Origin of the sequence: Chitinophaga filiformis (genome assembly GCF_023100805.1) — a bacterium.
In the GTDB taxonomy this organism is placed as follows: domain Bacteria; phylum Bacteroidota; class Bacteroidia; order Chitinophagales; family Chitinophagaceae; genus Chitinophaga; species Chitinophaga filiformis_B.
The window spans coordinates 1362870-1389250 of record NZ_CP095855.1; the positions used below are offsets into that span (position 1 = coordinate 1362870).

The window sequence follows — 26381 nt, forward strand, 5'->3', positions numbered from 1 at the left end:
CCTGCTAATGGTCCAATCACCTTGCCAATGAAAACTTGTTGTCATTGTAATATTCGTCCGGTCTCAGTTTCAATGGGTGATTACGTTGATATTGTAGAAAAGTGTCATATTCTGCCTTGTGCATGGTGGTCCAGGCTCTGTAGGCCGGCTGATTGGCTACGGGACCGAACATCCACTGGTTGTAAGCTTCAAACATACCCTGTTTCAACAGGCTGCGCTGAAAATCGAACAGTGCATATGGGTACTTTATACCGGCAAAGTTGTACCAGTCGAGGAGGAAACGTGTGCGCAACATGATCAGCGTTTCCGGATCTATACCTGACATAACAACGCTGGCCTGCTTGCCCATGGAAGCTTTGTAAGCGTTAATGAAGTCTGCGCCTGATTTCTTCTTGCCTTTCTGATCGTTCTCGTCTTCTATTGCCCTTGTCAGCAGGGAGGGATCGTTGTACAATGATTTATAGGCATCCAGCAGGAGCGTCCTTACTTCTGCGGTACGTGCTGTATAACTTTCCAGGTTCACAAATATTTCCCCGTAAATGATCACCCATACAGGATTGTTCATATACGCATAAGCCTTGATAGCGTTGTAGTAGTTGCTGGAGAAGTTAGGTGCTTTTTCAATGCCTTTCAGGTAACTACCCATACCTCCTTCAAATACTTTCAGGAACATGAGCAACTGTCCGTTGTCATTATACAGTTCCCCGCTTTCCGGAAATTTACGCAGTGCTTTTTCGTAAAGCTTCTGGGCTGTTTTCCACTCCTGCCTGGATTGATAAATGTTGCCGGCTATCTGGAACGTCTGTTCATCGGCTTCTTTTTTATTGAGCAGGGGCTCTATAATGTTTTTGGCCTTGTTCATATCTCCCTGGAGGTAATAGGCAAAACCAAGTTGTTTCTTAAACTCAATATTATCAGGCTCCTGTTGTAACGCCTGATTCAGTACCAATATCGCATTGGAGTAGTCGCCATCGCGTATAAATCCTGTAGCTGTAGTATATAATTCCCGCGCATCCTGGGCGGATACACTTATTACAGATGAAAATAATATGGCTGTAAATAAGCCCATTTTCAATAAAGATGCCCTCATATTCATGCCTGTCAGACGTTTGCTGTAAAAATAAAGAAAAAATGTGCCAAACATTCAGTGGGGCACATCTATTCATTTTCAATCCCGGGGGAAAACCCGGGGCTACAACTATGGGGACTCCGGGCGGAGCCCAATTATGGTTTGTTAATGACGTTTGTTTATGGGAAATACGTCTCGTAACGTGCCTTTAACCGGTCTAAAATGGTGCTGCACCGGCTCACGACTTCGGTGGAGATTCGGTGCAACTGTCCTACCGCTTCCTACCTATAGGCGCTATAGTCCTACATTTCACCTACTATTCTATAGCGTTCGCTATAGAACAGTGCCTAAAATGCTATAGAAAAGAGCCTGTAGGTAGTAGCCTCCACCGAATAGTGAGGCCACAGCAAGGCCATTGCTAAGGTAAAAAACAGGAACGCCTGCCGGGAAGTATGGTGACTCCCGGCAGGCGTTGTAATATATTGTAAAGAAAATTAAATCATCTGGGAAATAAGCCCGTCGCGCAGTTTTGGTTCGAACCAGGTGCTTTTCGGAGGCATTACATTGCCACTGTCTGCGATGTCGAATAGTTGCTGGATAGTAACCGGATACAGGGCAAAAGCGACTTTCATTTCGCCGCTGTCCACTCTTTTCACCAGTTCCTGCAAGCCACGGATGCCGCCTACGAAGTCAATACGCTTGTCTGTACGCTGATCTTTAATACCCAGGATCTTGTCCAGGACATTATTGGAAAGGATGGTTACATCCAGGATGCCGATAGGATCTGTAGTGTAGGTGCCTTCCTTGGCTACCAGGCGGTACCAGTTGCCCTCCAGGTACATGCTGAATTCATGCAGCATGCTGGGCGATTGTGGCAGGTGACCGATAGATTCAACCGTAAAGTCGTATTCCAGGCGGGAGAGCAGCTCGTCTTTGGATAGCCCGTTGAGGTCTTTTACCAGCCTGTTGTAATCCAGGATCACCAGCTGACTGGCAGGGAAGATGGTGGTCAGGAAGTAATTGGCCGGGTCATCCAGAGAGATCATCTGTTTCTCTTCAAATTCCTTTTGTACCAGTGAAGCTGACGCCGCGCGGTGATGCCCGTCTGCAATATAGGTATGAGGTACTTTGGATGCAAAAAGGGAGGTGATCTCATTGATAGCAGGAGTTTCATTCACTACCCAAACTGTATGCTGGATACCATCGGCAGCAGTGAAGTCGTATGCAGGCGCATGATTGCTTACCCAATGGTCAATGAGGGAGTTCACTTCCGGAACATCGTTATAGGCCAGGAACACATTTCCTGTCTGCGCACGGGTGGTTTTGATATTGTTGATGCGGTCCAGTTCTTTATCAGGACGTGTAAATTCGTGTTTCTTGATAATGCCCTGGTTGTAATCGGATACCGAGGATGCACATACCAGGCCAGTCTGTGTACGGCCATTCATGATGAGGCGGTAAATGTAGTAGGCGGGAGCATCGTCCTGGAACAGGGTGCCTTCTTTGATAAACTTCTGCAGGTTCTCTGCGGCTTTATCATATACAGCCTGGCTGTATACATCGGTACCTTCCGGAAGGTCAATTTCCGATTTGGAAACATGGTAAAACGAGTACTGGTTACCGGCAGCTTCTGCTTTGGCCTCTGCTGCGCTAAGCACATCGTAAGGGCGTGCAGCTACTTTGTCTGCAAGTTCCGGAGTAGGTCTTAGTCCTCTGAACGGTCTGATGATTGCCATGATATTAAAATTGTTAGGCCGCAAAAGTAACTAATTAATTTTTCCCGTCTAAGTACTTGTCTGTGATTAGATTGCCGGAAAAAGCAAAGGGCCCTGTGTTGAACAGGACCCTTTGTTTATATGATATTACTATATACTAAGTTACTATGCCTTTTTCAGGCTGAAGTACTTCATGGCTTCCACCAGTACTTCCACGCTTTCGTAAGGCAGGGCATTATATAAAGAGGCGCGGAAACCACCTACCAGACGGTGTCCCTTAATACCTACTATATCTTCTTTCTTGCAGAATTTCAGGAATTCCTCCTCCAGGTCAGGTTTGTCCATGATGAACGATATGTTCATACGGCTCCTGTCCTCTTTCTGTACGGTACCACGGAACAGCGGGTTCTGATCGATCTCGCTGTAGAGCAGTGCTGCCTTCTTTTCATTCTGTTTCTCCATAGCCGCCGCGCCACCCTGGTCTTTCAGCCAGCGGAGTGTGAGCATGGAGATATAGATAGCAAATACGGGAGGGGTGTTTAACATCGAACCGTTCTCAATATGATTGCGGTAATCCAGAATGGTGGGAATCTTACGGCTTACCTTACCCAGCATGCTTTTACGAACAGCAACGAGTGTAGTACCGGCAGCGCCCATGTTCTTCTGTGCACCTGCATAGATGAGCGAGAACTTGTTAAAGTCCATTGGACGGCTCAGAATATCACTACTCATATCTGCGATCAATGGAACAGTTGTTTCCGGGATCTTATGCCACTGCGTACCATAAATGGTATTGTTGGTCGTGATGTGGAGGTAAGAAGATTTCGGGGAAACATTAAACTGTTTGGGGATGTGGTTATAACTGCTGTCTTTAGAGCTGGCAGCTATATCCACGAAGCCATATAACTTGGCTTCTTTGATCGCCTTATTGCTCCATACGCCGGTATCGATGTAAGATGCCGTGCCATCATTTTCAAGGAGGTTCATGGGTATCTGCATGAACTGCGTGCTCGCACCCCCGTGAAGATAAAGCACCTCGAAGTCTTCGTCGAGTTGCATCAGCTCTCTTACAAGATCCCTTGCCTCATCCAGTACAGCCTGAAACAGCGGTGTTCTATGCCCTATTTCTAAAATTGACATTCCTGAACCTTCAAAGTCAATCAAAGCTTTACTGGCCTTGTACAGCACTTCATTCGGCAATATGGAAGGCCCTGCGTTAAAATTGTGCACCTTCATAGGTCGTTCTAAGTTAAATAAATTGTTTGCTTGTTCCACTTTGTTTGGTTTTGTCAGAGGAATGGAAAAAAAAGTATGGCATTTCACTTATGATGCTGAACGCGTGTAGGATAAGGCTAAAAAGATAGTACTAACAAAGATAATTTATATTTTTTTAAAATCGAAATTAATTGACGAGAGGTTTTTAGCCCTCCTGTCTGCCAATCATACCTGTTACAGGTTGCTGAATAGGCTCATCAGCTACTTTGCAGTGCTGAAGCTCATTTAAAGGCGGCATGCCTGCATTGACCCAGGCTGTGTACCAATAGCTGGCTGTAGTGCTGATCGCATCCCTCATACGACGTTCTACCATGTCCCCCAACAAAGAATAATAGTTTTTTACATAAGCTGTCGCGTAGTTTCTTACCAGTTTTCCATTGCGCTTTTCGTACGCAAATTTCCTGCCGGATGTATACCTGTTGCTCAACATCTTTTCCAGCTTCAATACAGTATCCGCCGCCATGGCGCTTTGCAATACGATTTGCCAGGTATGGGCACTGATATCCTTTATGTATCCAGCCTTGCCCGTCCAGTAGCGGAATGTTCTATCTGCCATCAATTCGGGGATTCGGGATTCCCACAAACCGTGGATGCCCTGTTGTCCTGTCAGCTGTCCGTTATGATTGGAGCAGGCGTGTAATGGTACATGTGCATCGCCTATGTAGTGGCCTATGTCGGCGCTGAGCTTCATGATCCTATCTGCGTCACATTCGCGGAAGGCCTGTGTGAGCCTGGACATCATCTGCCCTATGTACCAGGGTAGGATGCCATACCTGTTCAGGGTATCTGCCGTGAAACGCAGCACTGCCTCCTGCCAGGAGCGTGGCAGGTCCGGAAAGGGCGCCTGGCCGTAATGATCTATATCGATGTAATGCCGTGGCCCTTCTTCCGGGATAATATACCGCCTTTTATCTGCATCCGTGGCATGTGTAGCGAGATACTCCAGGTTAGGTTTATAGAATACCAGCATCTCCGGAGGCAATGTAAATACCGCCAGCCGGTTAATACGCTGATGTGCAAAGAAACCCCAGCCATGAGCAGGAAGGGAAAGGACGGTTAACAGACTTATTGTCCAGCAGATTTGGTGTATGATCATCTTTAAATATATGGTTAACAAAAAACGGAGCCAGCGGGCTCCGTTTATAATATTAGATAAAAATGTTGAGACTAAGCGTGCGTTTCTTTTTTCTCGTGTACCTCAATATTTGTTACACCGCCGCTGACAGCAAACTTCATGGCCTCACCGGCAGAGATATTGGTAAGCGGCCGTACCTTGCTGACAGGCACGATAAATACCTTCCCGGTAATGGCATAGGCATGTGGTACATATACCGCGGTATATCCTTCCAGGCCCAGGCTGGATACGTCCGCCTGGGTGATGAAACCCATTTCCCAGACGTCCACACCATAGATCTGTACCAGTACCGGATGGTCGAATTTCTTTTTCTCGCCTACAAAGGCATCAAAGACATCCTTTACAGAAGTATATATATATTTAATGAAAGGCGTCCTTTCCAGCAAATGATCAAACAAGGCGAAAATGCGGCTTACAATGAAGGATGAGCTCAGGTAACCGACCATGATCACCAGTGCAAGCACCAGTACGAATCCTACCCCTTTATAGCGCAGGTATTTCAGCGGAGCATCCACAGGTACGATGTCCCTGGGAATAATGTTGTCAATCGTGATGAAAACCCAGTACAATGTCAGCGCGGTAACACCAATGGGGGCCAGTATCAGTAAGCCCTGGAAGAAATACCGTAATACGCGGGCCGCCAGAAGCTTAATACGTTTTTTAGGAGACATATTATTTAAGTGCAAATACGTGAATAATCCGGGAACCCCAGGAAATTGAATATCTGACGGCGTCAAAGTTACATTGTTTATTTTATCCTTCAGAGCGGATGTGTATAAAGCTGTGAAACAATCCCTTATCAGATAAGTATCCGGCTACTGGATAACTATATTAAAAATAATTACGTTGGAAACTTTTGCGGTTTAAAAAGTTTCCATAGTTTTGTTCCAGCATCGCAAATCAAGTTGGAGACCACCAGAAAACTATGAAGCCAGGACGGAACCAACAGCCGCCATTGTAAGGATTAAAGAATAAACCAAGAACGCACATACAATCACAAAATGGAAATACAGGAACGTATTCTGGATACTGCATTCAGTCTGTTCTGTCAATTCGGAACACGCTCAATCACCATGGATGATATTGCCCAACGAATGGGAGTGTCCAAAAAGACCCTGTATGCTCATTTTGCTGATAAGGACGAGCTGGTGGTGCATGCCATCAGCCGCTATCTCAACAGGATAGATAAAGAGTGTAATGAGAACCAGGAGATGGCCTCAAATGCAATTGACGAACTGTTCCTGGTCATGAAAATGATCGACCAGAGCTTCCGTAACATGAACCCAATCATCCTGTTCGATCTTCAGAAGTTCCATACCAAAGCTTACCAGGTGTTCCAGGAGTACATGAATACCAATATGCAGAAAACCGTGAGGCAGAATCTTGAAAGAGGCGTGCGTGAAGGATTGTACCGGTCAGACTTTGACATTGGAATTATGACGCAGTATCGCCTGGCAACCTCTATGTTATGTTTTCAGCCGGAGATATTTCCTTTCGGGAAGTATGATATGAGTAAAGTACAGTGCATTGTGCTGGAACATTTCCTTTATGGGTTGGTATCGCCTGAAGGGTATAAACGGGTAGAAGAGAACAAACTACAACTACAGAAATAAACCAATGACCTTTATGCAACTTGACAAAAAGCACGCAGGACTGACCGGATTACTGCTGCTGCTGATCTTTCACTATGGGATGGCCCAGCAGCAGGCGAAACCACCGCTGCAGGAAAATGTCCCGCTGTCTGTAAAACAGGCAGTAGATTACGCACTGGCCAACCAGGCTACTGTGCGTACCGCCAAACTGGATGAACTCGTCCAGCTGGCCAAGAATAAAGAAGTAAGCGGCCTGGCCCTGCCCTCTCTGGCTGGTTCAGGAACGTTCCAGCATAACCCGATTGTACAGAAACAATTGATCGATGCCTCCAACTTCAGTGATACCGTACCCAAAGGCACACTGGTGCCTTTTTCATTCGGCCTGAAGTTTAATGTGATCGGTGAAATAACACTGAAACAGGTGTTGTTCGATCCCAGCGTACTGGTGGCTTTGCAGGCCCGTGAAACGCTGGAGCAGCTTGCTGCCAAAAGCGTACAAAAATCAGAGATCGATGTAAAGGTAAATGTGTATAAGGCGTATTATAATGTGCTTTCCGCACGCCGTGCACTGGACATTCTTGCCAATAACATTGCCAACCTCGACAAACTGCTGGGTGAAACCAGGGAGATCTATAAGAACGGTCTTGCTGAAAAGCTGGATGTAGACAGGCTGGTGGTACAACTCACCAATCTTCGTACTGAGGAAACAAAGCTCCGTAATGTAACAGAAGTAGGGATTGCCGCGTTGAAATACCAGATGGGAATGCCCATTCAGCAACCTATCACGCTCACAGATACGCTTACCACTGCAGAGATCAAATCTGCCGTAGCATCGGAGCATTTCGATTATTCACAGCGCATCGAATACCAGCTGTTGCAGGCACAACGGAAAGCATATGAATATGATCTGAAACGCTATAAGCTGGGAGTACTACCTACACTGTCCCTGTTCAGTACAGCAGGTATGAGCCGCGCGAGTGACGTTTTTAATTATTTCGACCGTCAGACCTGGTATGGATATGTGGGGTATGGCGTAAACCTGTCGTTTACCATTTTCGGCGGGTTACAACGCAGACGTAAGGAAGATCAGGCTTTCCTGCAGGTAAAGAAAGCTGAGATCAGCCTGGAGAATACCAAACTGGGTATTGATATGGAGCAGGCGCAATCCACTTCCAACCTCAGGAATAACATCCTGACACTGGAAGCACAGGAAAGCAACATGCAGCTGGCACAGGAGGTGTACAATACCACACAGATCAAGTATCGTGAAGGGGTAGGGTCCAGTCTGGAAATGAGTACTGCAGAAAATGAACTGCTCACAGCACAGAACAATTATTTCAATGCACTGTACAACGCTGCGATCGCGAAAGTGGATTACCTGAAAGCGTACGGAAAACTGTAAGCCAATACTACAACAAACTATTAACTCTTATTATTATGTCCAAGATATATCGTCCCGCTCTGTTGATCGTCACTCTTATGGCCGCGTGCAGCGCGCCTTCGCCGGAGGCTAAACTGGCGGAACTCAAAAAAAAGGAGGCTGATCTGAAACAACAGATCGCTACACTGGAGAAGAGCATGAAGAAGACGGATACCACTGAAACAAAAAAGAAATCAGTAGTGGTAACCGCTGTGGAAGATACTTTATTCGAACATTACATAGATGTGCAGGGAAGCGTAGATGCAAGAGAGAATGTGAACGTGTCTTCCAAGGTGCCCGGCATCGTTACTGCTATACATGTAAAAGAAGGTCAGTCTGTAACCAAAGGACAGGCTTTGGCCCAGGTAGACGACCAGATACTGAGAGCCAATATGGCTGAACTGCGTACGCAGCTGGATCTGGCCAATACCTTGTTCCAGAAACAACAGAACCTCTGGAATCAGAAGATCGGTTCTGAAGTACAGTACCTGAATGCGAAGACCCAGAAGGAGTCCCTCGAAAGGAGAGTAGCTACCCTGCAGGATCAGATGGGCCAGACAAGGATCATATCACCTATTAATGGTACCGTAGATGCGGTGATCGTTAAGCTGGGAGATAATGCAGCTCCGGGCAGCCCTGCCTTCCGTGTGGTAAATGGCAGCAACCTGCGTATAGTGGCAAATGTTGCTGAAGCCTATGCCAGTAAGGTAAAGACCGGCGATCAGGTGGTGCTTGATTTTCCCGATATCAATAAACAGATCCGTACAAGAATAGGCTTTGCTTCAAAAGTGATCGATCCGGTAAGCCGCACCATCAGAGTGGAAATACCTTTACAGAACGATCCTGCACTGCGTCCGAATATGGTGGCACGTCTGAAGATTGTGGACTATGTAGCACCGAAGGCGGTAGTGGTACCGGTAAACATTATCCAGTATTCCCTTGGCAAACCTTATGTGATCCTGGCTCAGAACCAGGGCGGTAAACTGATCGCCAAGAGAAGGGAGATCGAAATGGGACGTACCTATAATGATAAGGCTGAAATCAAGACTGGACTGCAGGCTGGTGAACAGATAGTGACTATCGGTTACCAGGGATTGAACGACAATGACCTTATCCAGCTTTAATACTCTAAACCTGGTTTATGCAAGACAATCTGAATAAAGAATTTAAACCCACCAGCTGGTCGATAGATAATAAGGTGAGCATTTATGTTGCCACCATTATCCTGGCCCTTGCAGGTATCTTGTCATATCAGAGCCTGCCGAAGGAACAGTTTCCGGAGGTAGTGTTCCCCCAGTTCTATATCAGTACCATTTATAGCGGTACATCTCCTGAAGATATGGAAACACTGGTGACAAAGCCTATCGAAAAACAATTGGGAGGTATCTCTGGTGTGAAATCCATCAAGAGTACTTCCATGCAGGACTACTCCGCTATCACCATAGAATTTGAAGCCAGTGAGAATATGGAAACGGCCCGGCAGGAGGTGCGTGAAAAAGTGGATGATGCAAAGAAGGACCTGCCTAATAACCTTACACAGGAACCACAGATCATTAAGATAGATGTATCGCAGATACCTATTATGAACGTGAACCTGTCCGGTGATTTTGACCTGCAATCGCTCAAGAAGTATGCAGACGAAATGCAGGACCGCATTGAAGCATTGAATGAGATCACCCGTGTGGACATTGTCGGTGCATTGGAAAGAGAGATCCAGATCAATGTAGACAAATATAAAATGGATGCAGCGAGGATCAGCTTTGATGATGTTGCGAATGCGATCGCTATGGAAAACCGTACCATCTCCGGTGGCCTGGTATCTATGGATGGGCAGAAGCGTACATTGAGTGTGAAGGGTGAATACAAGGATGCATCCAAGATCCGTGATATCGTCATCCGTAGTATGTCAGGTGCTGTGGTATATCTGAAAGATATTGCCGAAGTAGTGGATGGCTTTGAAGAGCAGGAAAGCTATGCACGCCTGGATGGAAAGAATGTAATTACGCTGAACGTTATCAAACAAAGCGGTAAGAACCTGATCGATGCTTCCGATAAGATCCGTGTAATCATCGATGAAATGAAGAAGGATTATCTGCCAGCCGGACTTGATGTAACGATCACGGCAGATCAGTCCAACTCAACACGTGTTACCTTACATGACCTGATCAATACGATCATCATCGGTTTCTTACTGGTAACAGTGATCCTGATGTTCTTTATGGGAGCGGTGAACGCCATCTTTGTGGCGCTGTCTGTACCGATCTCCATGTTCATTGCCTTCCTGCTGATGCCTGCGTACGACTTCACACTGAACATGATGGTGTTGTTCTCCTTCCTGCTGGCATTGGGTATCGTGGTGGATGATGCGATCGTAGTGATCGAGAATGTGCACCGTATCTTCTATGAAAGAAAGGACCTGGGTATTGTGAGGGCTGCGAAAGTGGCAGCAGGGGAGGTGTTCCTGCCTGTGTTCTCCGGAACGCTGACGGTACTGGCGCCATTCTTTCCACTGTTGTTCTGGCCTGGCATTATCGGTAAGTTTATGTTCTTCCTGCCGGTAACGCTGATCACTACACTGGGTGCTTCATTGATAGTGGCCTATATTATAAATCCTGTGTTTGCGGTTGACTTCATGGACCGTCATGAAGGGGAGAATCATCCTAAGCCGCGTTTCACCAGGAAGTTCATGATACTTACCATTGTATTTGCTTTCATTGCACTACTGGGGTATGCGGCCGGGAATCCTGGTTTAGGCAACTTTACCGTATTCCTGTACCTGATGATCTTACTTGAGCGCTTCTGGCTGGGTGGCGTAGCCCGTCGTTTCCAGAGCAATATATGGCCGCGTGTGCAGGAACGTTACAGACGTATCCTTAAATGGTGCCTCGTAGGATGGCGTCCGGTATGGATACTGGTGGGTACTTTCGGGTTGCTGGTGTTCAGTATCATGCTGACCGTGATCCGCAGTCCTAAGGTGGTATTTTTCCCACAGGCAGATCCTAACTTCATCTATACATATATAGAGCTGCCGATGGGTACTGATCAGAAGTATACAGACTCTGTCACCCATATTATCGAAAACAAGATCACTGCTGTAGTAGGAAGGAAGAATCCGATCGTGGAATCTATCATCTCCAACGTAGCGGTAGGTGCGGGAGATCCTTCCCAGATGGATATGAGCGTGCAGCCACATAAGGGTAAGGTGACGGTAGCCTTTGTAGAGTTTGGGAAACGTAACGGACAATCAACTGTACAATACCTTGACAAGATCCGTAAGGCGGTAAGGGGTATTCCGGGCGTTGATATTACGGTAGAACAGGAGCAGGGAGGCCCGCCAACGGGTAAGCCGATCAACATCGAGATTGCCGGCGACGAGTTTGAAGAGCTGACGATAGCTTCCGAAAAGATAAAACGCTACCTGGACTCACTGCAGATCGGAGGGGTGGAAGAGCTGAAATCAGACTTCCAGAGTAATAAGCCTGAGATCCTGGTGAATATTGACCGTGAGCGTGCGAACAGAGAGGGTATATCCACTACTACGATCGGTATGGCGCTGCGTACAGCGTTGTACGGACAGGAGGCCTCCAAGTTCCGTGATCCGGAAGATGATTACAAGATCATGGTGCGGTTCAGGGAAGATCAGCGTAACAATATCAATACCCTGATGAACCTGAACCTGGTATACCGCGACATGAACATGGCAGGAGCGATCCGTCAGGTGCCATTATCAGCAGTAGCAGATATTAAGTATTCCAATACGTATGCGAGCATTAAGCGCATCGATCAGAAGCGTGTTGTAACATTATATTCCAATGTACTGACAGGCTATAATACCAACGAGGTAGTACAGCAGATCCAGACAGCATTGAATGACTTTCCTAAGTCGCCGGGTATCACGGTGAAAATGACAGGAGAACAGGAAGACCAGCAGGAGACATCCAACTTCCTAGGGTTGGCAATGGTGGGCGCCTTTGGCCTGATCCTGATGATTATGGTGACGCAGTTCAACTCTATCGGACGACCGCTTGTTATCTTCATGGAGATATTGTTCTCTATTATCGGTGTGTTCCTGGGCTTTGCCATCTTTGGAATGGATATATCGATTGTAATGACAGGTGTGGGTATTATGGCCCTGGCAGGTATTGTGGTACGTAATGGTATTGTGTTGGTAGAGTTCACAGACCTGCTGGTACAACAGAAGATGCCGGTATATGAAGCGGTGGTGGAAGCGGGAAGAACCCGTATGACGCCGGTATTGCTGACGGCTATAGCCGCGATCCTGGGCCTGATACCATTGGCGGTTGGATTCAATATTGACTTTGCCAGCTTGTTCTCTTCATTTGAACCACATATCTTCTTTGGAGGCGACAACGTAGCATTCTGGGGGCCGCTGGCCTGGACAATGGTATACGGACTGGTGTTTGCCACTTTCCTGACCCTGATCCTTGTACCGGTGATGTACGCAATGAACAAGCGTTCCATTGATGTACTGGACTATTACAAGATGCCGCGTGCCCTGAAATATGTGCCTTTCCTGGTGCTGGGCCTGAAGCTGGCCATGAAGAAGGAAATGGTGCGTAAGATGCATGATCCGGGATATGTATCGCCTAAGCCTTATCATTTCTTCCCGAACGGAGAAGATGATGCCGAAGCTGAGAAGCATGTTCACAGGCATCATCAAGATAAGAAGATACACGAAAGAGTTTAGTTCACACTATATACAGTGTAACAGTTGTAGGTTTAACAGGTACCGTCCCGTATCCACGGGACGGTTTCTTTTTTTACACCTTAACAAACTTTAACAATTGACTGCGATTTCAATTACTTATTTTTGACGTAGAAGAACCATTATTGTTAACCTGATTAATATTATCAATACGCTATGCGACGCAACCATGAAATAGATTACCGTATCTATGGCGAAGAAATACAGATTGTCGAGATAGAACTGGATCCACAGGAGACTGCTATTGCAGAAAGCGGCAGTTTTATGATGATGGACCAGGAGATTCAGATGCAAACAATGTTCGGGGACGGTTCACAATCTAATCAGGGGCTTTTAGGTAAATTAATGTCAGCCGGTAAAAGGATATTGACAGGGGAGAGCCTGTTCATGACCGCTTTTACCAATGTGGGTAATGGCAAGCAGAAGGTTAGTTTTGCGGCTCCGTATCCCGGTAAGATCATTCCGATGGACCTGGCTCAGATGGGCGGCAGAGTAATCTGTCAGAAGGATGCGTTCCTATGTGCAGCGAAAGGTGTTAGTATTGGCATAGAATGGCAGAGAAGGTTGGGAACCGGAATTTTTGGCGGGGAAGGCTTCATAATGGAGAAGCTGGAAGGAGATGGTATGGCATTTGTGCATGCTGGAGGGATGGTGATAGAGAAGCAGTTACTGCCGGGGCAGGTATTAAAAATTGATACGGGATGTGTGGTAGCGTATACTTCAGGGGTACATTTTGACGTTGAATTTGTAAAAGGCATCAGAAATATGGTTTTCGGTGGCGAAGGTTTGTTCTTTGCCACGTTAAGAGGTCCAGGTAAAGTCTGGATACAATCCTTACCTATCAGCAGAATGGCCGCCAGACTGGTTTCTTACGGCACAGGGAAGCGCAAGGAGGAAGGCAGTATACTAGGAGGGTTAGGCAATTTACTGGACGGAGACTGATTGGAGACACGTTATAGCGGTTCCGTTTGCCCCAGGCAGGGAAAAGTACTCATTTTTTTAAGTAGAGTACAGGAATAAACGGGATCGGGTAAGAGAAACCTGGAATTTTGAAATATGTTTGAACTATCAAGGCAGTTTGCTGAAGAGCAGGACCAATCGGACCCATTAAAGACGCACAGGGAACAATTTTATTTCCCCCAGAGAAATGGAAAGGATGCGATTTATTTTTGCGGAAACTCTTTAGGATTACAGCCCAAAAAAGTAAGACCGGCCATAGAACAGGAATTGACTGATTGGCAACATCATGCAGTAGAAGGATATTGGAATGCTGAGAATCCGTGGCTTTATTACCAGCAATATTGCAGTAAACCGTTAACTGATATAGTTGGAGCCAGCCAGGAAGAGCTGACAGTAATGAATACGCTTACAGTAAATCTGCATTTATTACTGATGAGCTTTTACCGTCCGACAAAGGAGCGGTTTAAGGTATTGATGGAAGCCGGCGCCTTTCCAAGTGATCAATATGCTGTTGAAACGCAGGTGCGGATGCATGGTTTTGATCCGGAGACAGCGATAATAGAAGTAGCTCCCCGACCGGGCGAATATTTGATAAGAGAGGAAGATATTTTTGAAATAATTGCGCGGGAAAGTAGTAGCTTAGCAATAATATTATTGGGGGGAATAAACTATTATACCGGCCAATTGTTTAATATGCAGTCCATTACGGAAGCAGCCCATAGAGTTGGGGCTGTCGCCGGGTTCGACCTGGCACACGTAGTAGGAAACGTACCTTTGAAGTTACATGACTGGGAAGTAGATTTTGCCGTTTGGTGCTCATATAAGTATTTAAATGGAGGCCCCGGCGCTGTAGGTGGAGCATTTATACATGAAAGACATGCCCGAGATACAAACCGGCAACGACTAGGTGGCTGGTGGGGCAACGAAGAAAGTACCCGTTTTAAAATGGAGAAGGGTTTTAAACCCAAAAGCCGTGCAGAAGGCTGGCAAATTAGCACGGCACAGGTATTTAACATGGTAGCATTAAAAGCCTCACTGGAACTTTTTGAGTCCGCTGGGATGGCAGCTTTAAGAGATAAGAGCATTAAACTCACCAATTATCTTGAATTCCTGTTAAAACATATAGAAAACATAAAATTTGAAATAATTACGCCAAAAAATTGTAAGGAACGCGGTGCTCAATTATCTTTGCTTTTCCATGAAAAAGGGAGAGAAATCCAACAAAAGATGACTGACGCCGGTATAATCGTCGACTGGCGGGAACCCGGAGTAATTCGCATTTCACCGGCGCCCTTATATAACTCTTATGGAGACGTATTTCATTTTTATGAAATCATAGCTAATATTGATTCAAACGCTTAATTAAGTAAGATGACTTTTGAGAGAAACGAACGCCCCCGCAGGCCCTACTCTCCTCCTGGTGCAGACAAAGACCAAGATCCCAATAAGGAGAGACCAAGCGGTTACTTCAAACCCGATTTTAATAGTGAAAGAGAGGGTAGACCCGGTGGTTACAACCGGGATAATGACAGACCTTTTAACTCTGACCGTGAAGGCGGTGGCGGTTACAATCGTGGGGATCGTGATGGCGGCGGTGGCGGTGGATATCGCCCGCGCGACAATGGAGGCTACGGCGGTGGCGGTGGCTACGACCGTGATGGTGGTGGCGGCTACAACCGTGGTGGCGGATATGGCGACCGTGAAGGCGGTGGTTACAACCGTGATGGCGGTGGTGGTGGTTACGACCGCGGTGGCGGTGGTGGCGGCTACAATCGTGGCGGCGGTGGTGGTGGTTACGACCGCGGTGGCGGTGGTGGCGGCTACAATCGTGGCGGTGGTGGTGGTTACGACCGCGGTGGCGGTGGTGGCGGCTACAATCGCGGTGGCGGCGGTGGTGGTTACGATCGCGGCGGCGGTGGTGGTGGTTACGACCGCGGTGGCGGTGGTGGCGGCTATAATCGTGGCGGCGGTGGTGGTGGTTACGACCGCGGCGGCGGTGGCGGTGGCTACAATCGCGGCGGTGGTGGCGGTGGCTACAATCGTGGCGGCGGTGGTGGAAACCGTGGCGGCGGCCGTCCAAGCTTTGGTGGTGGTAGAAAACCGTTTACACCAAAACCTGACAACAAGATTTACTTTATCGCCTTACTCCCTACTGCTGAAGTAGGTAAGGAGATCATTAAAATAAAGCAGGAATTTGCTGAGAAATATGGACCTGTATATGCGCTGAAAGTATTGCCGCATATCACCCTCCAGGTGCCTTTCACAGCAGATCCGGCACTGGAAAAAGCTTTCTGTGATGAACTGGCGGAATTCGCTAAATCACAAGCTCCGTTCGAGGTTTCACTCAATGGTTTCGGTACCTTCCCGAACAAACAGAACCGCGTTCTGTTCATCAACGTGGAAAAGAGCGAAACCATGAGCGCCCTGCACAGACAGCTGATCAACTTCCTGCGTAAGGAGTTTGGTTTCAGTACTATGCTGGCTCGTACCGGCTTTACTCCGCATGTGACCGTGGCCTTCAAAGACCTGGAAGATGCGCAGTTTGAAAAAGCATGGCCTGAGTACGAAAATCAGGAGTATAAAGCTACATTCAAGGTGAATAACCTGTACTTCCTCCGTCATAATGGCAAATCCTGGGAAGTTTTGCAGAAATGCAAACTGGGTGGAGCCTGATAATAAAAAAGGTGGTCTGTCAAACAGACCACCTTTTTTTATTTTGCTTATTTACAATTGCTGTTATTTCCTGTTCAGCTTATATACATTCCCTTCTTTTTCCCAATTGGCGGTAGCACTTGCCGCAATCACATCCAATACCTGTTCCAGCGGCTGATCCGGGGTTATCCTTGTTTTAATGCTATACTCAGCCACACTTTCTTCTGCTACGATCTTTACTCCATATAACGCTTCTACTTTCCTGATCACGTTACGGATAGGTTCGTCGTTAAAGACCATGATATTATCCTTCCAGGCAATGAAATCGTGGTTGGAAATAGCATCTTCCGCCAACTCCTGATCTTTTCCAAATGTAACTTTCCTGCCTTCTGTCAATACTACTTCTTTTGATTGCTTTTCCTGTCCTGATACAGCTACTTTCCCGGTCAGTACGAATACTTCCACCGGCTGTACAGCATAAGCTTTTACATCGAAGGTAGTACCCAATACCTGTGTTCTTGTGTTGGAGGTATAGACAACAAAGGGATGGGCTTCATCTTTCACTACATCAAAAAATGCTTCCCCTTCCAGGTGGATGGCCCTTTCGCCATCTTTAAAGTTGCTGGCGTAACGCAGGCTGCTATTCTTGTTAATGAATGCCCTGGTGCCGTCGGGCAGTGCGATGATATTGGTCTCGTTGGCTGCTGTTTGTACGGTAATATCTTTAGGGGCGTTCAGCATGTACCAGGTGGTAGCTGCACCTCCCAGTAAGAGTACAGCGGCTGCAGCACGGAATGCAAACCAGCGGAAACTGCGTACAACACCGGTAGGCTGAACGTCTGCCTGTAGCTTTCTGTTAAAGCTGGCCCAGTTCATTTCGATATCTGGTGTTATGTCTGCGTCGGCAGTACCGGTCAGCTCCCAGGTCTTTTGCAGTTCTCCGTAATACCGGCGGTTTGCGTCATCTTCCTCCAGCCAGCTTTGCAGCTCTTCCTGCTCTGCTGGGGTAAGATTGCCTTCCAGCGAGCGCGCAATCAACGTTTCTATGTGGTCAAAGGTGTATGACATGCTGTTAAAATTGTAAAAGTAAAGGATAAATAGCGGCGCCTGCCAGAAATAGTACGATCACATGCAGGTAGTCCTGCAGTGACACCCTGAGCTTTTTCAGGGCGGTGATCATCTGGTTTTCCACTGTTTTAACTGATATATTGAGTGTGCTCGCAATTTCCTTGTAGGAGAGCTCTTCATAACGGCTGAGTATGAATATTTCCCGACATTTCTCAGGGAGTTTGTCAATAGCCTGCTGAATATGCCGGGTGGTTTGCTGCAGGCTGCCTCCTTGTGGGGCTGCCTGAACAGGTTCCATATAATCCTCTATAGGCATATGAACCCCTCTGCGTTTGTTTTTATCAATATAATCCAGTGCCATATTAATACCTGCTCTATGCAAATAAGCCTTAAAATAAACCTGCTGAAGCTCGGAGCGGCGGTTCCAGATCTTTATAAACACATCCTGTGCAAGATCTTCAGCGGTGGCATTGTCCTGAACAATGCGGTAAATTGTCTTACAGACAAAGGAAAAATAGGTCCTGAAGAGTGTTTCCATGAAGGCCTCTTCATTTTCCTGTAAAAGTTTTTGTAGTTGTGCATTTTCCGGCATAGTACAAAAATAGGTTTTGTCCTTATTCCTGCTCACAAAACTGCTGGCAGTACCTGAAAATGCTGCTATGTAGCTAGCCTGCATGTGTGACGTTTTCGAAAAAATTATAATTTAATTACTTTTCCTGATCCGGAAATGTCTGTCCTGACTACTGCTGTGCCCCTGTATCTCACCTCTCCGCTGCCGCGTATACTAACATCGAGCGAGTGGGATACGTTTAGTGTATGTCCACCGGAACCCTTGACAGATATATCGGCATCCTCACAATAAAAATCCATTCCCCGGAGGTCCCCGCTGCCGTCAATATTGCTGTTGAAAGTATGGGCGCTGCCATTAAGCTGGATACTGCCGCTTCCGTTGATCTCTGTCTCCAGCCTGTCTGTCACGATGGGGAGCCGGGCATTACCACTACCATCCAACCTGTATTCAAATCTGTCTGTTCTGATGGTATCCAGGCTTTCTACACTGCCCGAGCCGGTGAAAAATACGGAATTGTAGGTGGCCGATTTAAGATAAATATCAATATCCCTGGTGTTATGTAAGCTGACGCCACGTTTGATGCGCACATGCAGGGTAGTACCACTAACATAGGTATCGATAACGCGCATCAGGTTGTCTTCAGCGGTGATCTGCACCGGTGCAGGGGCTCCCTGCCCGAGATGCACGTGCATGGGACCATCAACATCTACATCGGTGAACACACCTGTTTGCCGGGTTTCACTGATCACATAACCGGAGCCGGACAAGCGCTCTTTATCGCAGGATGCCAGCATGATATTAAAAATTACCAGTAACAGCAATTCCCACCCGATTGTTTTCCATCTGTTATAGAGGACACGTTTTCTATTATTGACCTTTTTCATATGTCAAAGGGGCTTTATACTATAACGGCGGAGGAAACTGTTACCCCTAAAAGGGCCAGGTATGTCATAAAAAAAAGAGCCGGCCATACAGACGTATGGAACCGGCTTTTTGATTAACCCCTATGAAAACCAACTATTGCTTTCGTTATTTATTGTTCTAATTTAATCTCGCCCAGGTCGGTCACTTTTCCCTCATCCACTTTTACATCAGAGATGGTCACATTCTTAAAAGGTTGTTTCGCACCAATGACCACTGTATATGTGCCGACCGCTGCGCCCTGCAGGCTGAACGTTCCGTCAGCTATGTCCGCTTTCAACGAATCTGCACCTGAGATGGCCCAGACCATGCTGGCCCCATCCAGGGGCGTTACCTTGCCGGATATAGTCCCCCCGTCCGTATTACGGAAGGCGAGTACTGCTATAGCTGCGGCTACAAGAGCGAATATGCTCACTTTGACTGATCTCATTTTGTCAGATTTAAGGGTGATACGATTAAGTATAGCCTTGTGGTGTGAAGCATATTTGCCTGAGATTAGATTTAAAGAACTGAGTAATAAAAATCAATTACCATGCCACCGGCGCTATAATAAGTTTATGTAATGGTTTTTAACATTCCTTTACGAAGGCTTTAACACTAAAGGATATAGCCTTAACAAATGCCTGACATGAAATGCAAAATGGTCATGTCAGAATGGAGAAGCGGGGCAACAAATTGGAGCATCCTGCCAACAAAAAGCCCGCACATTTGTGCGGGCTTTTCTTCTATCTATTCTATTAAGAGAATATTATCTTTTGTTGAGTTTGGATAAGAGACGGAGTATCTCAAGGTACAACCAGATCAAGGTTACCAGTATACCGAAAGATGCATACCATTCGAAGTACTTGGGAGCACCTTGTGCAGCACCAGTCTCAACAAGATCAAAATCGATGATGAGGTTCAATGCAGCCACAGTAACTACCACCAGGGAGAATATGATACCGATAGTGCTTCCCTCATGCAGGAAAGGTATATGGATATTGAAGAAGCTCAGCACAAATGCCAGCAGGTAGAACAATGCAATACCGGCAGTAGCGGTAAAGACGATTGCTTTGAATTTCTCTGTAGCACGAATGATGCGGGCTCTGTACAGTATAAGCATGGCCAGGAAAGTGGCAAAGGTGATACCCACAGCCTGCAGTACAATACCTTCGTATAAATTGCTATATAAAACAGAGATAACACCCAGGAATAAACCTTCTGCCAGTGCATAGGCTGGCGCCAGGTACTGTGCCCATTCCTTCTTAAAGGTGATGATGATGGCTAGTACAAAGCCGCCTAGCGCACCGCCCCACAGGAATGGCATAATATCTTGTTGTCTTGCAGGAGCACCCCATGCGTATACTGCTGCTGCCAGCACCAGTACTAACAGGAAGGCCATTTTGTTGATTGTCCCTTTGATGGTCATTGTGCCTTCAGCGTGGGAGGATCCCGCTTTCTGAAGTACTTTTTCATTAAATACAGGGTTATTGGATTGAAATAATGCCATGTAAAAAAAATTTAGTCACACTAAATTACAATTTCGATCATAATTAATCGCTATTTATTAGTTGTAGTTATAATATAAGGAGTAAATTACTGATAATCAGCTGTAGTGTTACAGCGGAAATCAAATTCCCGAATACATAAACAAAGAGGCGAAAGCTGAAATAGCTTTGCACTAACAGCAGGCGAGCGCCACATTACAGGCAAAGGAATGCGGCAGGAATAGAAGTAATTACTTAAAGTTATGAGGCATAACATATAGCTATATCTTCCGGCGCTTAAAAGTCTATAAGGTTTGTGTACTTTTGTCATTACTGGCCTTAGTACGATACCTGTAATATATCAGCGGTTACTACCTAGCGAATTATTAAATTTACAGCCTGAAAACAAAGGACAGTTAAATAAGATATTCAATGTCAAATATTTCGGTTCAACAGATAGACGATGTAGTGATAAAATTTGCCGGCGACAGTGGAGACGGGATGCAGCTTACCGGTACCCAGTTTTCCAATAATACTGCGTTGGTTGGCAATGACTTGAGCACATTCCCGGACTTCCCGGCAGAAATACGCGCCCCGCAGGGAACACTGCCGGGTGTGAGCGGCTTCCAGCTGCACTTTTCCTCCAACCGTATATTCACTCCCGGCGATGCCTGTGATGTACTGGTTGCTATGAACGCAGCGGCGCTGAAGGCTAACCTGAAAAGCCTCAAAAAAGGCGGCATCATCATCGCCAATACCGATGGCTTCGATGCAAAGAACCTGCGTCTGGCCAATTATCCTGATGGGGTAAACCCGCTGGAAGATGGTTCCCTGCAGCCCTATCAGCTACATACCATGGACGTCACCAAGATGACACGTGAGGCGCTGAAGGACGTGAACCTGGGTATGAAGGAGAAAGACCGTGCAAAGAACATGTTCGTACTGGGCTTCCTTTATTGGTTGTATGACCGTAACCTGGAAAGCACAGAAAACTTCCTGAACGAGAAATTTGGCAAGAAACAAGACATTCTCGACAGTAACCTGAAGGCATTACATGCCGGATATAACTTCGCAGACACCGTAGAAGCTTTCAGCACCCGTTTTCATGTGGAAAAGGCGCGTATGGAGCCTGGCACCTATCGTAGCATTACTGGTAATACTGCCCTGGCTTATGGCCTCATTGCCGCCAGTCAGAAGGCCAATCTGCCTATTTTCCTGGGTACTTACCCCATTACACCGGCCTCCGATATCCTGCATGAATTGAGCCGTTATAAGAATTTTGGCATCCGCACTTTCCAGGCAGAAGATGAGATAGCTGGTATTACCTCAGCTATCGGGGCTTCTTATGGTGGGCACATGGGGGTTACAACTACCTCCGGTCCCGGTATGGCCCTGAAAGGAGAAGCTATGGGACTGGCAGTAATGCTGGAAATTCCATTGCTGATCATCAATATTCAGCGTGGCGGACCATCTACAGGTCTGCCTACCAAAACGGAGCAATCTGACCTTCTGCAGGCTTATTATGGCCGTAACGGCGAATGTCCGATGCCGATCGTATCTGCATCAACTCCATCAGATTGTTTCAATGCCGTATTTGAAGCTTTCCGTATTTCGGTGGCACATATGACGCCGGTGATCTTCCTGAGCGATGGCTACATTGCAAATGGTGCAGAACCATGGCGTTTCCCACAGAGCAAAGACCTGCCTGCCATCCCGGTAAAGTTCAAAAAAGGACTGGAAGAAGGAGAGGAACAGTTCCTGCCTTATCACCGCGATGAGAACCTGGTACGTCCATGGGCAGTGCCTGGCACACCGGGCCTGGAACATCGTATCGGTGGTCTGGAAAAACAGAACATCACCGGTAACGTAAGTTATGACCCTGAAAACCACCAGTTAATGGTGCGTATTCGCCAGGAGAAGGTGGATAAGATAGCGGATCATATTCCGCCTCAGCAGATAGAACTGGGACCTGAAAAGGGTAAAGTACTGGTGCTGGGCTGGGGCTCCACCTATGGGGCCATCAAGAGCGCCGTTCTGGAACTGCTGGCAGAAGGTCATGCTGTAGCGCATGCGCACATCAGGTACCTGCGTCCCTTCCCTAAAAACCTGGCAGAAATACTGCATAGCTATGATAAAGTGCTGATCCCTGAAATAAACAATGGTCAGCTCATCAAAATCATCCGTGAGCAGTTCCTGATTGATGCGGTAGGTTATAACAAGATAATGGGTGTACCTATCACTAAAGGAGAACTGGTGACCAAGATCAGGGAAATGCTGTAATAAGCGGCTGTCACTATGATCGGCTAACTATAGCAGGATCAGGTGGATGCAGTTGTTCACCCTACGATTCATGATAATTTTATATAAGTCCTGCCTTTCGGGGCAGGATTTTTATTATATTTAATACCATATAACAAAACAGGCCGCGGCACGTTTGCTATATAGGAACGGATTACTACAACATAGCCAAAAGCTTTATCATGAAAGGCGCCATCTGGTCTACACTGTTTATTTGCCTGTTTACATTGAACAGTGCATTGTTACACGCCCAAACGCATAATTACGAAATACGTTTCAGTAACCACGTTATCGGCAACGTTACAGCCCATTGCAAGGTGAACGGGGCTTCCCGTAATATCTCTATCCAAAGTAAAGTGGACATGAAACTGCTGGCGAAATTCAACCTGGACATATCCTGCGATTTTGATAACGATATCCTGGTCAGATCAAAGGTGATAAAAAGTTCGGGTAAAGATGCTGACAATAAGACCATTATCACACAGCGGGAGGCAAAGAATTACTCTGTTATACAGAATGGCGAAAAGTCGGTGCTGAACACTACAGAGATCGTGCACTCTGTAGGGGAGATGTATTTTACTGAGCCGAGACAGATCACAAAGATCTTCTCTGAGACATTAGGCATCTTCCTGACGCTGAATTCCCTTGGAAATGGATTGTATGAGCTGTTACTCCCCGAAGGCAAAAAGAACGTCTATAAATACGAAAAAGGGACATTGGTACAGGTGGAGGTATCCCAGGCATTGGGAAAGGCTTATATTATCAGAGTGTAAGAAGATAACATGAGTTCCCCATTTTAAAGTCACTTGTTGTGTAAGCACGTTATCATAAAATATTTGTTCGTCTTATTATAATCATATTTTCTTCGAATAGTTAGATCCCATTAACTGCATTCTTTCAGTAATAAAAAAGGGCTTCAACTGAAGCCCTTTTTTATTACTGAACTTTATCAATTTACAGTACACGCTCAATGATCTGACCGCTCTTCTTTTCTTTCAGGATCAGCTTCTTGGCGCCAAAATGCGTCATTTCTTCTTTCACCAGATAATGATCTGCATCATAATCCACCAGTGTCTGAGGTTTGCTTAACCCTGTCTGTCCACGCCAGATGTCCAGTTTCACAGGTTCCCACTGTTTGCTGGAGGCGCTACGGTAAGCCGCATCCAGTACTGCATTCACTACATAACCGTCGTAGAAGGTTTCTCTTGCAGGTTTGTTATTTTCAATGGCATTGAACATGTCGGCAAACATGTGATTGTAGCCCAGTTCATTCAACTCATCGCCCACAGGGAACAGCCATCCGCTGTTGCTTTCTGCTTTTTCCGCCACGTAATCAGCGCCCTTGCCGGTGGTGAACATATCAAAGCCGGTACGCAGGAAGCTGTTCAGCCAGATAGTACCTTCAGTACCCATCACTTCGTCCCTCAGGTCAAGTCCGCCGCGGAATGTCCAGCTGACTTCAAACTGACCGATGGCGCCATTCTCATATTTTACCAGGCCAATGGCATGGTCTTCAGCATCAATAGGCTTAACCTGTGTATCGGCCCAGCACATTACCTCTACGGGCCTGATATCCTTACCGATGAAGCTGCGTGCAATTTCTACGCAATGGCAGCCCAGATCGAGGATACAACCTCCGCCGGCCTGTTCTTTGTCCCAGAACCATTCGCTGTGTGGGCCGGGGTGCGTTTCCCTTGATTTTGCCCAGAGTATCCGTCCCAGGGCGCCACTCTTTACGCTATCCAGCGCTTTGAGGAATTTAGGCGTATATACCAGGTCTTCCAGGTAGCCGTTGAAGATACCGGCAGCCTCCACCATTTCCAGCATCCGTTTTGCTTCTTCTGCATTGCGGCCCAGGGGTTTGGTACAGATGACACCTTTCTTGTGTTTGCAGCAAAGCGCTACTGCTGCTTCATGCAGGTTGTTGGGCAGAGAGATACAAACCACATTCACATCCGGATGTGCGATGGAAGCTTCCATATCGGTGGTCCAGTGGTCTACCTTATAGTCTTCTGCAAATTTTTTCGCGCTTTCCTCCCTGCGGGAATAAATGCTGACAATCTTATCCCGGCTTCTCTGGCCCTGCAGTGAGTCTGCGTAGAAACGGCCGATGAAGCCGGAGCCTAACATGGAAATACGTTGCATAATTATCTGATTGAATTGAATGATAACAATCTGGGCTAAATGAAAACTCCGCAGTAAAACACCAGGTTGATATAGGTAGTTCACTGCGGAGTGGTGATGTAATACAAAGAGGTGTTATGCTACCACTTCTTTTTTGCTGTCACGGAATGTTGCCATGAACAACAACCAGACTACGGCGGCAATAATGGAAGGGATCATCCATACTTTCTGCCAGAAGTTATCGGTAGCATGTGTAGTGTAATAGTCAGAGATAATACCCGCTACCCAGAATCCTATCAGCATTCCGACACCATAGGTAGCCAGTGTTACGAGGCCCTGAGCGGCGCTCTTATATTTTTCTCCCGCCTGCTGATCAGTATATATCTGTCCGGAAACAAAGAAGAAGTCATAACAGATACCATGCAATGCTATACCGGTAATAAGCATGAATGCCAGCGGTCCCGCATTGCCGTAAGCGAAGAGCAGGTAACGTACAGCCCAGGCGATCATACCGATCATGATGGTCTTTTTGAATCCGAAGCGGCTGAAGAACACAGGGATCAGCAGGATGAAGAGTGCTTCCGATACCTGGCCGATCGCCATTTTACCGGTAGGATTTTCCAGGCCGGTCTGTTCCAGGAAGTGGTGTGCATTCTGGTAATAGAATGCCAGTGGAATACAGATCAGGATGGAGGATATAAAGAATACAAGGAAGTTTCTGTTGCTGAGCAGTTTAATAGCGTCAAGACCTAATATCTCTGCTATGCTGTCTTTCTGCGCCTTGTCTTTTACAGGAGGCGTTTTAGGCAGCGTGAAGCTGAACAGGCCGAGTAGCAGGGATGCTGCCGCGCCCATAGCAAAAGTGTTTTTTAACTGACCGGCTTCAGTTCCGGCTGGTGAATCCCAGTGGAAAGCATAGCTGATGGTGAGCCCCGCTACGATCCAGCCAATGGTGCCCCATACACGAATGGTGGAGAATTCCTTTTCAGGATTGTTCATCTGGCGGAACGATACAGAGTTCACGAGGGCGAGTGTTGGCATGTAGAGTACCATATAGGCAAACACATAAGGATAAAATACGCTCACGCTTTCAGCACGATACATCTGAAACATGAGTGCTGCGCCAACCAGGTGCAGAATACCCAGGATCTTTTCAGCATTGAAATATTTATCTGCGATCATCCCTACGATGAAGGGAGCGATGATAGCACCATATGACTGGGTAGAGAACACACTGGCAGTCTCCAGACCGGATGCCTGAAGGTTTTTGGCAAGGAATGTTCCCAATGTAACGAACCACGATCCCCAAATAAAGAATTCAAGGAACATCATGACGGACAACTGTAAGCGAGTACCTGATTTCATAACGATTTTTAGACTTTATTGCTC

The 26381-nt window shown here is 46.7% G+C and carries 21 protein-coding genes; 9 read left to right on the plus strand and 12 right to left on the minus strand.

The window, feature by feature from the left end; translation table 11 throughout:
• Positions 1-16 precede the first annotated feature (16 nt).
• The 5 genes from MYF79_RS05715 to MYF79_RS05735 all read right to left on the minus strand — a co-directional run bounded on the left by MYF79_RS05715 (position 17) and on the right by MYF79_RS05735 (position 5865).
• Positions 17-1096 (minus strand): tetratricopeptide repeat protein, encoded by a 1080-nt coding sequence (locus MYF79_RS05715; RefSeq protein WP_247812955.1) that lies wholly within the window; start codon positions 1094-1096, stop codon positions 17-19.
• Between the two features lie 467 nt (positions 1097-1563).
• The gene (locus MYF79_RS05720) at positions 1564-2805 is read right to left on the minus strand and encodes a DUF1015 domain-containing protein (RefSeq protein ID WP_247812956.1); all 1242 of its coding nucleotides are present in this window, start codon (positions 2803-2805) and stop codon (positions 1564-1566) included.
• A gap of 144 nt (positions 2806-2949) precedes the next feature.
• Entirely contained in the window at positions 2950-4020 is a 1071-nt protein-coding gene (gene serC, locus MYF79_RS05725; protein WP_247812957.1) for a 3-phosphoserine/phosphohydroxythreonine transaminase, read from the minus strand.
• Positions 4021-4204: 184 nt separating this feature from the next.
• Positions 4205-5155, minus strand: a complete 951-nt coding sequence (locus MYF79_RS05730; RefSeq protein WP_247812958.1) for a zinc dependent phospholipase C family protein — start codon at positions 5153-5155, stop codon at positions 4205-4207.
• 71 nt (positions 5156-5226) lie between these two features.
• Positions 5227-5865, minus strand: a complete 639-nt coding sequence (locus MYF79_RS05735; RefSeq protein WP_247812959.1) for a DUF502 domain-containing protein — start codon at positions 5863-5865, stop codon at positions 5227-5229.
• A gap of 330 nt (positions 5866-6195) precedes the next feature.
• Between MYF79_RS05735 and MYF79_RS05740 the strand changes: the two genes are divergently transcribed.
• The 7 genes from MYF79_RS05740 (at position 6196) to MYF79_RS05770 (ending at position 16565) form a co-directional block, all read left to right on the plus strand.
• Complete coding sequence (locus MYF79_RS05740; RefSeq protein WP_247812960.1) at positions 6196-6807, plus strand: TetR/AcrR family transcriptional regulator; 612 nt, start codon at positions 6196-6198, stop codon at positions 6805-6807.
• 13 nt (positions 6808-6820) lie between these two features.
• Positions 6821-8188: a TolC family protein gene (locus tag MYF79_RS05745; protein ID WP_247812961.1), complete on the plus strand. Its 1368-nt coding sequence runs from the start codon at positions 6821-6823 to the stop codon at positions 8186-8188.
• A 35-nt stretch (positions 8189-8223) separates the two neighbouring features.
• Complete coding sequence (locus MYF79_RS05750; protein WP_247812962.1) at positions 8224-9330, plus strand: efflux RND transporter periplasmic adaptor subunit; 1107 nt, start codon at positions 8224-8226, stop codon at positions 9328-9330.
• Between the two features lie 17 nt (positions 9331-9347).
• The gene (locus MYF79_RS05755) at positions 9348-12914 is read left to right on the plus strand and encodes an efflux RND transporter permease subunit (RefSeq protein WP_247812964.1); all 3567 of its coding nucleotides are present in this window, start codon (positions 9348-9350) and stop codon (positions 12912-12914) included.
• Between the two features lie 174 nt (positions 12915-13088).
• Positions 13089-13874: a TIGR00266 family protein gene (locus MYF79_RS05760; RefSeq protein ID WP_199654753.1), complete on the plus strand. Its 786-nt coding sequence runs from the start codon at positions 13089-13091 to the stop codon at positions 13872-13874.
• Positions 13875-13988: 114 nt separating this feature from the next.
• A complete protein-coding gene (gene kynU, locus MYF79_RS05765) occupies positions 13989-15254 on the plus strand; it encodes a kynureninase (RefSeq protein WP_247812965.1) in 1266 nt (421 codons plus the stop codon).
• A 9-nt stretch (positions 15255-15263) separates the two neighbouring features.
• The gene (locus MYF79_RS05770; RefSeq protein WP_247812966.1) at positions 15264-16565 is read left to right on the plus strand and encodes a 2'-5' RNA ligase family protein; all 1302 of its coding nucleotides are present in this window, start codon (positions 15264-15266) and stop codon (positions 16563-16565) included.
• A 63-nt stretch (positions 16566-16628) separates the two neighbouring features.
• Here MYF79_RS05770 and MYF79_RS05775 read toward each other — a convergent pair whose 3' ends face one another.
• From MYF79_RS05775 to MYF79_RS05795, 5 genes are all read right to left on the minus strand, one after another.
• Positions 16629-17612: a FecR family protein gene (locus tag MYF79_RS05775; protein WP_247812967.1), complete on the minus strand. Its 984-nt coding sequence runs from the start codon at positions 17610-17612 to the stop codon at positions 16629-16631.
• Between the two features lie 4 nt (positions 17613-17616).
• Positions 17617-18288 carry an RNA polymerase sigma factor gene (locus tag MYF79_RS05780; protein ID WP_247812968.1) on the minus strand — a complete coding sequence of 224 codons (672 nt, stop codon included), beginning with the start codon at positions 18286-18288 and terminating at the stop codon, positions 17617-17619.
• Between the two features lie 20 nt (positions 18289-18308).
• Positions 18309-19067 carry a head GIN domain-containing protein gene (locus MYF79_RS05785; protein WP_247812969.1) on the minus strand — a complete coding sequence of 253 codons (759 nt, stop codon included), beginning with the start codon at positions 19065-19067 and terminating at the stop codon, positions 18309-18311.
• Positions 19068-19216: 149 nt separating this feature from the next.
• A complete protein-coding gene (locus tag MYF79_RS05790; RefSeq protein WP_247812970.1) occupies positions 19217-19534 on the minus strand; it encodes a carboxypeptidase-like regulatory domain-containing protein in 318 nt (105 codons plus the stop codon).
• Between the two features lie 318 nt (positions 19535-19852).
• Positions 19853-20593, minus strand: a complete 741-nt coding sequence (locus MYF79_RS05795; protein ID WP_247812972.1) for a Bax inhibitor-1/YccA family protein — start codon at positions 20591-20593, stop codon at positions 19853-19855.
• A gap of 409 nt (positions 20594-21002) precedes the next feature.
• On the opposite strand from MYF79_RS05795, the gene MYF79_RS05800 reads away from it, so the two are divergent.
• Entirely contained in the window at positions 21003-22850 is a 1848-nt protein-coding gene (locus tag MYF79_RS05800; RefSeq protein WP_247812973.1) for a 2-oxoacid:acceptor oxidoreductase subunit alpha, read from the plus strand.
• Between the two features lie 200 nt (positions 22851-23050).
• Entirely contained in the window at positions 23051-23641 is a 591-nt protein-coding gene (locus MYF79_RS05805) for a DUF6134 family protein (protein ID WP_247812974.1), read from the plus strand.
• Between the two features lie 181 nt (positions 23642-23822).
• On the opposite strand, the gene MYF79_RS05810 is transcribed toward MYF79_RS05805, so the two are convergent.
• Together MYF79_RS05810 and MYF79_RS05815 are read right to left on the minus strand one after the other, a co-directional pair.
• Positions 23823-25013 carry a Gfo/Idh/MocA family protein gene (locus MYF79_RS05810; protein ID WP_247812975.1) on the minus strand — a complete coding sequence of 397 codons (1191 nt, stop codon included), beginning with the start codon at positions 25011-25013 and terminating at the stop codon, positions 23823-23825.
• Positions 25014-25127: 114 nt separating this feature from the next.
• Positions 25128-26357, minus strand: a complete 1230-nt coding sequence (locus tag MYF79_RS05815; RefSeq protein WP_247812976.1) for a nucleoside permease — start codon at positions 26355-26357, stop codon at positions 25128-25130.
• Positions 26358-26381: the final 24 nt, after the last annotated feature.